This window comes from Pseudoxanthomonas taiwanensis (genome assembly GCF_010093135.1).
Classification (GTDB): domain Bacteria; phylum Pseudomonadota; class Gammaproteobacteria; order Xanthomonadales; family Xanthomonadaceae; genus Pseudoxanthomonas; species Pseudoxanthomonas taiwanensis.
Genome location: NZ_PDWK01000039.1, coordinates 15,563 through 27,171, shown reverse-complemented (window position 1 = coordinate 27,171; position 11,609 = coordinate 15,563). Strand labels below are relative to the sequence as shown.

Genomic DNA, 11,609 nt, shown 5'->3' with positions numbered 1-11,609 from the left:
GTGCCGGGATGCATCGCCGCCCTCATTCCGCGGTCGCCAGCTGGACGTGCTGCGCGCGCAGCTCCTCGTACACCGGGGTGGTGTCCGGGCGGCGGCCGTGCCACAGCTCGAAGGCCTCGGCGGCCTGTTCCACCAGCATGCCCAGGCCGTCCACCACCTTGCGGCAGCCGGCGGCACGGGCCCAGGCCAGGAACGGGATCGCCGCCTCGCCGTAGTTCAGGTCCACGGCCACGGTGCGGCTGTTGACCAGGGTCAGCGGCGCCTGGAAGGCCGCCCCGGGCTCGCGGCCGGCCGAGGTGGCGTTGACGATCAGCTCGAAGTCGCCCTGGTCGGCCAGGTCGGCCCAGTAGCGCGAGGACGCCCGGTCCGGTTCGCCCAGCGCGTCCACCAGCGCGTCGGCGCGCTCCGGGGTGCGGTTGACCACGGTCATCTCCAGGATGCCGGCCTCCAGCAGCGCCGGGGCCACGCCGCGGGCGGCGCCGCCGGCGCCCAGCAGCAGCACGCGGCAGCCGCGCAGGTCCAGGCCGTGGCGGGCGGTGAGGTCGCGTACCAGGCCGGCACCGTCGGTGTTGTCGCCGTGCCACTGGCCGTCGTTGCGGGTCAGGGTGTTGACCGCGCCGGCGCGGCGCGCGCGCGGGCTGAGCTGCGCGCACAGGGTGAAGGCCAGCTCCTTCAGCGGCAGGGTCACGTTGCCGCCGCGGCCGCCGCCGGCGGCGAACTCCTCCAGCAGCGCGGGGAAACGGTCCGGCGGGGCGTCGACGGCGGTGTAGTCCAGGGCGATGCCGAACTGCGCCGCGAACGCGCGGTGGATGCGCGGGGACAGCGAATGGCTGATGGGGTGGCCGAAGACAGCGTAGCGGGACGTGGGCATGGCGGTCTCTGCGGTGCGGGTGGGCGCCGGACGGCGCCCCTCGCCGCGAGTCTACCGCGCCGCGCCGGACTCAGCCCTCGCGCAGCCAGCGCGCCACGTCCAGCGCGTAGTAGGTCAGCACGCCGTCGGCGCCGGCGCGCTTGAACGCCAGCATCGCCTCCATGGCGCAGGCCTTCTCGTCCAGCCAGCCGTTGGCGGCGGCGGCCTTGAGCATGGCGTACTCGCCGCTGACCTGGTAGGCGAAGGTGGGCACGCCGAAGGCGTCCTTCACCCGGCGGATCACGTCCAGGTACGGCAGGCCCGGCTTGACCATGACCATGTCCGCGCCCTCGGCGATGTCCAGCTCGACCTCGCGCAGGGCCTCGTCGGAGTTGGCCGGGTCCATCTGGTAGGTGTACTTGTTGCCCTTGCCCAGGTTGGCGGCGCTGCCGACCGCGCTGCGGAACGGGCCGTAGAAGGCGCTGGCGTACTTGGCCGAATAGGCCATGATCCGGGTGTTGCGGAAGCCGGCGTTCTCCAGCGCCTCGCGGATGGCGCCGATGCGCCCGTCCATCATGTCCGAGGGCGAGAGGATGTCCACGCCGGCCTCGGCGTGCACCAGCGACTGCTTGACCAGCGCCTCGATCGTCTCGTCGTTGAGGATGTAGCCGTCCTCGTCGACCAGCCCGTCCTGGCCGTGGGTGGTGTACGGGTCCAGGGCCTGGTCGCTCATCACGCCCAGCTCGGGGAAGCGCGACTTCAGGGCGCGGATGGCGCGCGGGATGATGCCGTCCGGGTCCCAGGCGATGCGGCCGTCGGCGGTCTTGGCCGCCGGATCGGGCACGCCGAACAGGTCCAGCACCGGCACGCCCAGCTCCAGCGCCTGCTCGGCCACGCGCAGCAGCTCGTCGATGGACAGCCGCTCCACGCCCGGCATCGAGGGCACCGGCGCGCGGCCCTTCTCCTCGTGGACGAAGACCGGGTAGATCAGGTCGTCGGTGGTGAGCACGTGCTCACGCATCAGGCGGCGCGAGAACCCGTCGCGCCGCATGCGCCGCAGGCGCACGTGGGGAAAACTCATCGCGGACTCCGGGAAACGGATCGGGACAGGCGTCCATGATACGCCCGCCTCCGGCCCGCCCCGGGGCTCAGATGAAGCCGCCGCCCAGCGACAGGCGCACGATGCCGACCACGACCACCACCAGGTTCAGCGCCAGCCCGGCCTTGGCCCGGCCGCGCCTGCCCGGCGCGGTGAACAGGATGCCCAGCGCGGCGATGATCGCGCCCACCGCGGCGAACGGGATCAGGAACCAGTTGCCCCAGCCCAGCAGCGGTATCAGCGCCAGGACCATCCACACCAGGGCCACGATGCCCCACAGCAGGCTGATGATGCCCATGCCACCTCCCCGTGATCGGTCCGGATGGGCCGACCATACCGCAAGCCGGCGGCGGTTTGCGGCCGATTCACGCAAGCCCCACGATGATGGCGCCAGTCCGTTCATGGGGGAGCCTGCCATGCGCCGCCTGCCTGCCGTCCTGCTCGTCCTGCCGCTGTTCCTGGCCGGCTGCGCCGGCGCCTCGAAGGTCATGCTGGGCCCGGCGCGGGCGCCGGTAGACCCGGCCACGGTGCGGATCTACACGGTGCCGCCGCCGGGTTCGCAGGAGATCGCCCAGCTGGAGGCCAGCAGCGCGGTCGGCTTCGGCACCCAGGGCCAGACCGACGCGGCCGTGGCCCGGCTCAAGCGCGAGGCCGCGGCGCTGGGCGCCAACGGCGTGGTGCTGATGGGCGTGGGTTCGTCCGGTTCGCCGGTGGGCATGTCGGTCGGCGCCGGCACCTTCGGCCGCCACACCGCCGGTGGCCTGAGCGTGGGCATCCCCACCACACAGAAGAAGGCCGCCGGCATCGCCATCTGGGTGCCGCCCGAGTCGGTGCCGCCGGCCGGGTCGCCGCTGGCGAGGCTCCTGCAGGGGAAAAAACGATGGCCCGGGCACGGCCCGGGCCACCGTCGTGCCGCCGCGTGCCGGCCTCAGCCGCCCGGCTGCAGGCAACGGCGGAAGAAGTCCTCCGCCAGGCGGTAGCGGTGCAGGGCGTCCATCCCGGACAGGCCGTGCTTGGCCCCGGGGTAGGCCATCATCTCGAACGGCTGGCCGCGCTTCTGCAGCGCGCCCATCACCGCGGTGGCATTGGTGAACAGCACGTTGTCGTCGGCCATGCCGTGGATCAGCAGCAGCTTCGGCGCCTTCGGGCCGACCAGGCCGTCGATGTGCTCCAGCACGCGCGCGGCGCGGTAACCCTCCGGGTTGGCCGCCGGCAGGCCCATGTAGCGCTCGGTGTAGTGGGTGTCGTACAGGCCCCAGTCGCTGACCGGCGCGCCGGCGATGCCGCAGGCGTAGGCGTCGGTGCGGGCCAGCAGCATCAGGGTCATGTAGCCGCCGTTGGACCAGCCGTGCACGCCGATGCGCGAGGCATCCACCCATGGCTGCGACTTCAGCCAGGCGATGCCGCGCAGCTGGTCGTCCACCTCCACCGTGCCCTGGCGGCCGTACAGCGCGCCGCCGAAGGCGCGGCCGCGGCGCGGGGTGCCGCGGTTGTCCAGCGAGAACACCACGTAGCCCTGCTGGGCCAGGTACTGGTTGAACAGGGCGTCGCCGCGGGCCGGCCAGGCGCGGGTCACGGTCTGGCTGGCCGGGCCGCCGTACACGTACACCACCACCGGGTACTTCTTCTTCGGGTCGAAGCCGGCGGGCCTGATCAGGCTGTAGTGCAGTTCGGTGGTGCCGTCGGCTGCGGTGAGGGTGCCGAACTCGACCGGGCGGTGCGCGGCGCGGAAGCGCGCGTACGGATGGGCCGGATCGTCCGGGTCGTTGTCCAGCAGCACGGCCAGGCGGGTGCCGTCGTTGCGGTACAGCTCCACCTGCGGCGGGGTCGTCTCGTTGGACCAGTGGTCCACGTACACGCTGGCGTTGCGGGCGAAGCTGGCCGCGTGCATGCCGGGCCGGGCGCTGAGCTTCTCGATCGGGCCGCCGGCCAGGGGCACGCGGTAGACGTGCTTCTCCAGCGCCGAGTCGCGGGTGCCGGCGAACCACACCCAGCCGGCGTCCTCGTCCACCGCCAGCAGCTCGTCCACGATCCACTCGCCGGAGGTCAGCGGGGTGAGCGTGCTGCCGTCCTCCGAGGCCAGGTACAGGTGCTGGAAGCCGCTGCGCTCCGAGCCCCAGATGAAGCGGCCGTCGCGCAGGAAGCGCAGCTGGTGGTGCAGCGGCACCCAGGTGGGCGAGGTTTCGGTGACCAGCACGCGCTGCCTGCCGCTGGCCAGGTCGGCCTCGATGAGTTCCAGCGTCTTCTGGTCGCGCGACTGGCGCTGGAAGGTGAGGCGGCCGGCATCGCGCCAGTCCACCCGGGCCAGGTAGATGTCCGGGTCCGGACCCAGGTCCACCCACTTCGGCCTGGCGCCGGCGCGCGGGGCGATCACGCCCAGCTGCACGTGCACGTTGGGCTCGCCGGCGGCCGGGTAGCGCTGCTCCACCACCACGGTGCGGTCCGGGTAGACCTCGTAGCGCTGGCGCAGCGGCACCGGCGACTCGTCGATGCGGGCGAAGGCGATGGCGCTGTCGTCCGGCGCCCACCAGTAGCCGGTGTGGCGTTCCATCTCCTCGTCGGCCACGAACTCGGCCACACCGTTGCCGATGGTGTCGCTGCCGTCGTGGGTCAGGCGGATCTCCTCGCCGCTGGCCAGCTCGATCACCCACAGGTCGCGGCCGCGCACGAAGCTGACGTAGCCGCCGCGCGGGGAAATCTTCGGGTCGGTGGCGAAGCCCTCGCCCGAGGTCAGCTTGCGCACCGCCTCGCGGCCGCCGCGGGCCAGGTCGTACAGGTACAGCTGGCCGCCCAGCGGGAACAGCAGGGTGCGGCCGTCCGGCGACCACTGGTAGTCCACGATGCCGGACAGGGCGGCGATGCGCTGGCGCTCGCGGCGGGCCTTCTCCTCGTCGCTGAGCACCTCGTCACCGGGCAGGACCACGTCCGAGTCCACCAGCAGGCGGGTCTGGCCGCTGGCCACGTCGTATTCCCACAGGTCCAGACGGTTGCGGTCGTGGTCCTTGCCGCGCAGGAAGGTCACGCGCGCCCCGTCCGGCGAGACCTTGGGTGTCATCAGTGTCGGTCCGGCCAGCGGCGCGCTGCCGGTGATGGCTTCCAGGGTCAGCTTGTCCGCGGCCGGCGCGGTGCCGGCGGCGTGGGCGGGCAGGGTCATGGCGAAGGCGAGCAGGGGTGACAGGACGAGTCGGGACAGGCGCATGCGTGGGTCCGCGGTGACGACATGGCCGGCATTGTAGTTGCAGGCGGGGCACCCGCCGGGCGTGGACGCACGACCCCGCCGGGGCGGCGCTGCGGGGATCCGCGCCCGCCGTGTCATACTTCCGTGATCTGGCTGCTGGGGAGCGGCCATGCGGGCGGCCGCGCGGCCGGGAATCAGGGTCCAACAGGGGGAAGGAAAACGTGGCCATTGCAGCGGCTGTGCCGGAGAAGCACTCCGGTCCGGGGATTGCGTCCTTCATCATCAGCCTCGTCGCCAGCATGGCGATGTTCGTGCTGATCGGGATCGCGGGCGTGCTGGAGGTGTCCACGCCAGGTGGCATGGACGAGGACTCGCCGGCCGCGGTGCTGATCGGCCTGTGCATGTTCCTGCTGCTGGGCCTGGAGCTGCTGGCCGCCGGCCTCGGCGTGGCCGGGGTGCTGCAGCAGGCGCGCAGGCGCGTGTTCGCGGTGCTGGGCCTGGTGATCAGCACGGGCACCATGCTGTTCACGCTGTTCCTGATGATGGTCGGGCTGATGGCCTGACCGCGGACCCAATCACACATTGAGAAGGTGGAGACGATGCAAGGCAGGAAGCGGTTCACCGTGGCCGGGACGCGCGGTTGGCAGGGCGTGGGCGCGGGCATGCTGGCGGCCGCGCTGGCGCTGCTGGCGCCGCTGGCCCACGCCGACCCGTTCGGGCTGGAGCAGGGCATGCGCCTGGAACAGCTGAAGCAGGTGGCCGGGCTCAAGGACGAGGGCGAATTCCTCTATTCGACGACCAGGTTGCCGCGGACCCATCCGGATTTCACCGACTTCCGCCTGCTGGTGACGCCGGAGCAGGGTCTGTGCAAGCTCACCGCCTGGACCGACCCGATCCCGACCAACACCTACGGCGAGGGGGTGCGCCGCAAGTACGCCAGCCTGCTGGCCGCGCTGGAGGCCAGGTACGGTGCCCACAAGAAGTTCGACTTCCTCCGCGCCGGCAGCATCTGGGACGAGCCGCGCGACTGGATGATGGGCCTGCTGCGCGAGGAGCGGACTTTGGCCACCTACTGGGACAACGAGGAGGGCTCGCGGATGTCGGACCGGCTGGTGTCGGTCTCGCTGCGTGCCCACGCGGTGTCCACCAGCCAGGGCCTGATCCAGCTGACCTACGAATTCGAGAACATGCCGGCCTGCATCGCGGAGATCCGGCGCCGGGAAAGCTCCGCCCTGTAAGGACCGCGGCGCGACCCGGAAGCCCCGGGAGGCGGCGGGGTCGCCCGGAGGGATGGCGGGCTCAGCGCCCGAACAGCTGCTTGCGCTCCTCTTCGCTGAGCGGCTTGCCCGCGTCCGGATTGACCTGCTTCGTCAGCGCGTAGGCGCGCTGGGTGGCCGGGCGGGCGGCGATGGCCGCGTGCCAGCGGCGCACCTCCGGGTAGGGCTCCAGGTCGAGCGGCGCCGCGGTGTAGGGATTGATCCACGGGTAGGCGGCCATGTCGGCGATGGTGTACTCGTCGCCGCAGATGAAGGCGCGGCCTTCCAGGCGGCGGTTGAGCACGCCCAGCAGCCGCAGCGCCTCGCGCCGGTAGCGGTCCATGGCATAGGGGATCTGTTCGGGCGCGTACACGTGGAAGTGGCCGTACTGGCCGGTCATCGGGCCCAGCCCGGCCATCTGCCACATCAGCCATTCGGTGACCGCGATGCGGTCGCGCGGGCCGCTGCCGAGGAAGCGCCCGGTCTTTTCCGCCAGGTACAGCAGGATCGCGCCGGATTCGAACACGCTGACCGGCGCGCCGCCGTCGGCCGGGGCATGGTCCACGATCGCCGGCATCTTGTTGTTGGGGGAGATGGCGAGGAATTCCGGCTGGAACTGGTCGCCCTTGCCGATGTTGACCGGTTTGATCGTGTACTCGAGCCTGGCGCCGGCATCGGCCAGCTCCTCGAGCAGCATCGTGACCTTGTGGCCGTTGGGCGTGGGCCAGTAGTAGAGATCGATCATGGGAAAGTTCCATTCCGTGGGGACTGGCGCCGATTGTAGGAGCCGGAATGGCAACGGGCCGTCGCAGGGACGGCCCGCTGTGTTGCACCGGCGCCGGGCGCCGGGTCAGAACGAGTAGCGCACGCCGAGCAGGTACTGCCGGCCGTACTCCGTGTACTCCTCCGGGAAGAACAGGCCGTAGCCGTTGGAGTCGCTGACCACGGTGCGGAACGGCTCGTTGTTCAGGTTGTTGACCTGGAGCAGCAGTGACAGCCCCGACAGGGCGCTGCTCTCCGGGAAATCGTAGCCGACCTGCAGGTCGAGCACCCGCTCGTGCGAGGTGTGGCGGTAGGTGCGCTGACCGAAGATCGAGCCGTACTCGCCGCGGTACGGGTCGCGGAAGCGCTGGCTGACCCGCGCCGAGAAGCCGTGCTTCTCGTAGTACAGCGTGGCGTTGGCCACGATCTTCGACAGGCCCGGGAAGGTGTCGCGCGAACCGCCACCCGGATCCATCGAGGACTCGGTGTACGAGGCGTTGAGCAGCAGGCCGAAGCCGTCGAGCGCGTCGTGGATCAGCTCGCCGCCCAGCGCGGTGGCGAACTCGACGCCGCGCATGTAGCCGCCGCTGCCGTTGGCCGGCGCCGAGAACACGCCCCAGTTGGACACCGGCGGGACGTCGCCCTCGTAGTCGTAGCCCGAGAAGTCCCAGGGGATGTCCTGGGTGTAGATGTAGGTGTCCATGTCCTTGTAGAACACCGCCAGGGCGACGTAGCTGGCGTTTCCGAAGTACTTCTCGACCGAGATGTCGTAGGCGTTGGCGCGGTACGGCTCGAGCTTCGGGTTGCCGCCGTTGCCACGCCATTGGCCGGTCATCTGGTCCACCCAGACGTTGGCGCGGGCGATCATGTCGTTGATGCGCGGGCGCATCAGCTCGCGGGCGGCGCCGAAGCGCAGGTTCCAGCCGTTGCCGAAGTCGGCGACCAGGTTCAGGCTCGGCAGGATGTCGCCGTAGGACGCGCCCTGGGTGCCCGGGGCCAGCTCGGAACCACTGATCACCACGCCGGCCGAGGTCTGGTCCGTGCGCACGTACTGCACGCCGGCGTTGCCGCGCAGGCGGACGTTGTCGCTGACGTCGATGTCGAGGTTGGCCTTGAAGTAGAACGTGCGCAGCTCCTCGACGACGCGGGCGTCCTTCTGCAGGTCGTCGTTCGACTCGCTCAGGTAGACGTCGTAGTAGGTGGACAGCAGCCGGCGCGGGTCGAAGCTGAGCACGTCGCCCATGCCGGCGAAGCGCAGGGAGGTCGGCCCGAGGAGCAGGGAACCGTCCACCAGCGTCGGCGTGCGGCCGGGCAGGTCGGTGAAGTAGACCTCGGCACTCTTGTCCTTGGTGCGCTTGCCGTAGTGGAAGCCGAGGTCCCAGCTGCGCAGGAAGTCGGAGGACGGGACCTCGCGGTTCACCGCGACGCGGAACGCGCGCAGCGTGTCCTTCTGGTGGGTGTCCTCGAGCCGGCCGTCATGGCCCCAGCCCTGGGCGTCGCGCAGGTACACCGCGCCCGGGTCGGACAGGTCCGGAAGATCGTAGTAGCCGTAGCCGTGCGACAGCGGCACGTTGAAGTCCACGTCGAGCCCGCCGGTCATGCCGGCGTAGGTCTCGAACTTCGAATCCTCGACCCTGGCGCGCGAATAGCTGATGTCGGTGGACAGCGTCCACAGGTCCCCGATCCGGAACGCGTTGTTCCAGCCGGCGGAGAACAGCCGCGTCTCGCGCAGGTTGCTGTCGTTGCGCACCACCGGCTCGATGCCGTGCAGGGTGCCGCCGGTGACCACCGGATAGCCGTTGAAGCTGGTGGTCTGCGCGTTCGAGTACGAGACCACGCCACCGTTCCACCACGGGTCGTTGGTCCACATCGCGCCGCGCATCAGTTCCTCCTGGTCGAAGCGCGAGGCGTACAGGTCGAGCACGCTGTGCCAGGTGTCGTTCGGCTTGAATTCCAGCACCGCCACCGCGCCGTCGCGGACCGCGTCGCGGGACTTCACCCAGCCCTCGGCGCCCTGCAGCGCGATCGCGCCCCCGGGGACCCCCGGCTGCGGCGAGCCCCAGGCGGCGGTGTCGGCCCACCACCACGACTTGTAGTGCTTTTCCTGGAACGGGGCGTCCATGCGTGCCACGCCGATGGCCAGGCCGAAGGTGTCGTTGGCGAACTGGTCCACGTACGAGGCCGAGACGCGGTAGCCCTTGTCGTTGCCGCCCTCGGTCAGCCTGCCGAGCGAGTTGTATTCGCCCTGGGCCGAAAGCACGGTGCGGCGCTGGCCGTACGACAGCGGGCGGATGGTCTGCATGTCGATCGTGCCGGAGATGCCCTGGCCGACCAGCGAGGCATCCGGGGTCTTGTACACGGTCACGCCGCTGAGCAGCTCGGCCGGGTACTGGTCGAGCTCGACGCCGCGGTTGTCACCGGTGGTGACCTGCTCGCGGCCGTTGAGCAGGGTGCCGGCGAACTGTTCGGAGAAACCGCGGATGTGGATGACCTGGCCGCGACCGTCGAGGCGCTGCGCGGTCAGGCCGGGCAGGCGCGAGATCGCGTCGGCGATGCTGATGTCGGGAAGCTTGCCGAGGTCCTCGGCGCTGATCGCCTCCACGATCGACGTGGCTTCGTTCTTGGTCTCGACGGAGGTGGCGATGCTGCCGCGGATGCCGGTGACGACGACCGTGTCCAGCGTCTGCGCGTCCTGCGTCGTGGAAGCATCCTGGGCCTGGGCCGCGAACGGGGCGAACAGCGCGGCACAGCAGGCGAGGGCGAGGCGGTGTCTGGAAAGCGGGATGTTCATGGGGAAATGTCCGGCCAGGCAGGAAGCGGGATCGGACCGGCCCTGGCGCACCGGTGACAGCGTTGTCGTAACCTTGCGCCACCCCACTTGTCAATGAGACCAGCAGCGGAGGCAGACCTTGTCCAGGCCCGATATCCCGTCCCGTCCCGTCTCCGGCCGGCGGGAACATTTCCGTTCTGTTGCGTTGCGACATGGGCGTTGCGTGGTCCTGTGGGCGCTGCACGCCCTGCTCGCCGCCGCGGTGGCCCTGCTGCCGTCGTGCGCGGTGCAGCCCGCGCGCCCTGCCATGGAGGCGGCAGGCACGGTGGAGGCGTGGATCACCACCGCCGACCGCAGGCTGGAGCTGGCGCCGTCCACGCTGCCGATGCGCTACGCCCATGGGGGCGAGGCCGACATCGTGGTGGATCCCGGCGTGCGCCACCAGCGCATGGTCGGCTTCGGCGCGTCGATCACCGACGCCTCGGCCTGGCTGATCCGCCACCGCATGGACGGGGCGCAACGCGATGCGTTGCTGCGCGAGCTGTTCGGACGCGATGACGGCGGGCTCGGCTTCGACTTCACCCGCCTGACCATCGGCGCGTCCGATTTCTCCCGGCGCCACTATTCGCTCGCCGACACGCCGGACGGCAGCCCGGACCCGGAATTGCGCCACTTCGACATCGCGCCGAACCTGGATGACGTGGTGCCGGTCGTGCGGCAGGCGCTGGAGATCAACCCGGGGCTGAAGATCATGGCCTCGCCATGGAGCGCGCCGGCGTGGATGAAGGACAGCGGCAGCCTGGTGCAGGGGACGCTGTTGCCGGAGTACTACGACGCCTTCGCCCGCTACCTGCTTGCGTACGTGGAGGCCTATCGGCGGGCCGGCATCCCGGTGTTCGCGCTCACGGTGCAGAACGAACCGGACTACGAGCCTTCCGACTATCCGGGCATGCGGCTCAACGCCCCGGCGCGCGCGCGCTTCATCGGCGACCACCTGGGGCCCCTGCGCGACGAACGCATGCCGGACCTGCAGATCTTCGACTGGGACCACAACTGGGACAAGCCGGAGGAGCCGCTGGCGGTGCTGGCCGACCCGGCCGCGTCGCGGCACGTCTCCGCGGTCGCCTGGCACTGCTATGGCGGCGACGTGTCGGCGCAGTCGCTGGTGCGCGGGGCGCATCCGGACAAGGACGTGTACATGACCGAGTGTTCCGGCGGCGACTGGGAGCCGGTCATCAGCGGCGGGCTCACCCTGCAGTTCCGCAGGCTCGTCATCGGCGCCACCCGCCACTGGGCGCGCGGCGTGCTGTTCTGGAACCTCGCGCTCGACCAGGACAACGGCCCGCACGCGGGCGGTTGCGGCACCTGCCGCGGCGTGGTCACCATCGACTCGCGCACCGGCGGGGTCACGCGCACCGACGACTACTACGCGCTGGCGCACGCCAGCCGCTTCGTCCGCCGTGATGCCTGGCGGATTGCCTCGACGGAAACGGATGGCGGGATCGACAACGTCGCCTTCGAGAACGCCGACGACGACTCCCGCGTGCTGCTGGTCGCCAATTCCGGTGACACCCCGCGCGAAATCACCGTGCGCGAGGGTGGCAGGACGTTCTCCGCGACGCTGCCGGCGCGCAGCATCGCGACCTTCCGCTGGGCGAAGCCGGACTGAGCCGGCCCCGGGAAAAGCCACGGCC

9 protein-coding genes and 1 pseudogene are annotated in these 11,609 nt (G+C 70.8%); 4 read left to right on the top strand and 6 right to left on the bottom strand.

Annotated features, from left to right (window positions below):
- Positions 1-22 precede the first annotated feature (22 nt).
- From aroE to CR938_RS08885, 3 genes are all read right to left on the bottom strand, one after another.
- Entirely contained in the window at positions 23-871 is an 849-nt protein-coding gene (aroE, locus tag CR938_RS08895; protein ID WP_162124669.1) for a shikimate dehydrogenase, read from the bottom strand.
- A gap of 70 nt (positions 872-941) precedes the next feature.
- Positions 942-1,931: a porphobilinogen synthase gene (gene hemB / locus CR938_RS08890; protein ID WP_162124668.1), complete on the bottom strand. Its 990-nt coding sequence runs from the start codon at positions 1,929-1,931 to the stop codon at positions 942-944.
- Between the two features lie 67 nt (positions 1,932-1,998).
- Entirely contained in the window at positions 1,999-2,247 is a 249-nt protein-coding gene (locus tag CR938_RS08885; RefSeq protein WP_162124667.1) for a hypothetical protein, read from the bottom strand.
- Positions 2,248-2,365: 118 nt separating this feature from the next.
- Between CR938_RS08885 and CR938_RS08880 the strand changes: the two are divergent.
- Positions 2,366-2,800: pseudogene (locus CR938_RS08880) on the top strand (hypothetical protein); the annotation flags it as partial.
- Positions 2,801-2,877: 77 nt separating this feature from the next.
- Here the strand turns inward: CR938_RS08880 and CR938_RS08875 are convergent.
- Positions 2,878-5,148 (bottom strand): S9 family peptidase, encoded by a 2,271-nt coding sequence (locus tag CR938_RS08875; RefSeq protein ID WP_211365210.1) that lies wholly within the window; start codon positions 5,146-5,148, stop codon positions 2,878-2,880.
- 200 nt (positions 5,149-5,348) lie between these two features.
- Here CR938_RS08875 and CR938_RS08870 point away from each other — a divergent pair, with 200 nt between their 5' ends.
- Positions 5,349-5,690 (top strand): hypothetical protein, encoded by a 342-nt coding sequence (locus tag CR938_RS08870; protein WP_211365209.1) that lies wholly within the window; start codon positions 5,349-5,351, stop codon positions 5,688-5,690.
- 36 nt (positions 5,691-5,726) lie between these two features.
- Entirely contained in the window at positions 5,727-6,365 is a 639-nt protein-coding gene (locus tag CR938_RS08865) for a hypothetical protein (RefSeq protein WP_162124666.1), read from the top strand.
- Positions 6,366-6,426: 61 nt separating this feature from the next.
- Here CR938_RS08865 and CR938_RS08860 read toward each other — a convergent pair whose 3' ends face one another.
- Positions 6,427-7,128, bottom strand: coding sequence for a glutathione binding-like protein (locus tag CR938_RS08860; RefSeq protein WP_162124665.1), 702 nt, complete (start codon positions 7,126-7,128; stop codon positions 6,427-6,429).
- A 105-nt stretch (positions 7,129-7,233) separates the two neighbouring features.
- Positions 7,234-9,936, bottom strand: a complete 2,703-nt coding sequence (locus CR938_RS08855; protein WP_162124664.1) for a TonB-dependent receptor — start codon at positions 9,934-9,936, stop codon at positions 7,234-7,236.
- Positions 9,937-10,138: 202 nt separating this feature from the next.
- On the opposite strand from CR938_RS08855, the gene CR938_RS08850 reads away from it, so the two are divergent.
- The gene (locus tag CR938_RS08850) at positions 10,139-11,584 is read left to right on the top strand and encodes a glycoside hydrolase family 30 protein (protein WP_246191026.1); all 1,446 of its coding nucleotides are present in this window, start codon (positions 10,139-10,141) and stop codon (positions 11,582-11,584) included.
- The last annotated feature ends 25 nt before the right edge of the window (positions 11,585-11,609 follow it).

Bases quoted from the DNA above. Each gene is read 5' to 3' on its own strand.
- CR938_RS08875 (WP_211365210.1), bottom strand. From the start codon at position 5,148: ATGCGCCTGTCCCGACTCGTCCTGTCACCCCTGCTCGCCTTCGCCATG.
- CR938_RS08860 (WP_162124665.1), bottom strand. From the start codon at position 7,128: ATGATCGATCTCTACTACTGGCCCACGCCCAACGGCCACAAGGTCACG.
- CR938_RS08865 (WP_162124666.1), top strand. From the start codon at position 5,727: ATGCAAGGCAGGAAGCGGTTCACCGTGGCCGGGACGCGCGGTTGGCAG.
- CR938_RS08885 (WP_162124667.1), bottom strand. From the start codon at position 2,247: ATGGGCATCATCAGCCTGCTGTGGGGCATCGTGGCCCTGGTGTGGATG.
- hemB (WP_162124668.1), bottom strand. From the start codon at position 1,931: ATGAGTTTTCCCCACGTGCGCCTGCGGCGCATGCGGCGCGACGGGTTC.
- CR938_RS08855 (WP_162124664.1), bottom strand. From the start codon at position 9,936: ATGAACATCCCGCTTTCCAGACACCGCCTCGCCCTCGCCTGCTGTGCC.
- aroE (WP_162124669.1), bottom strand. From the start codon at position 871: ATGCCCACGTCCCGCTACGCTGTCTTCGGCCACCCCATCAGCCATTCG.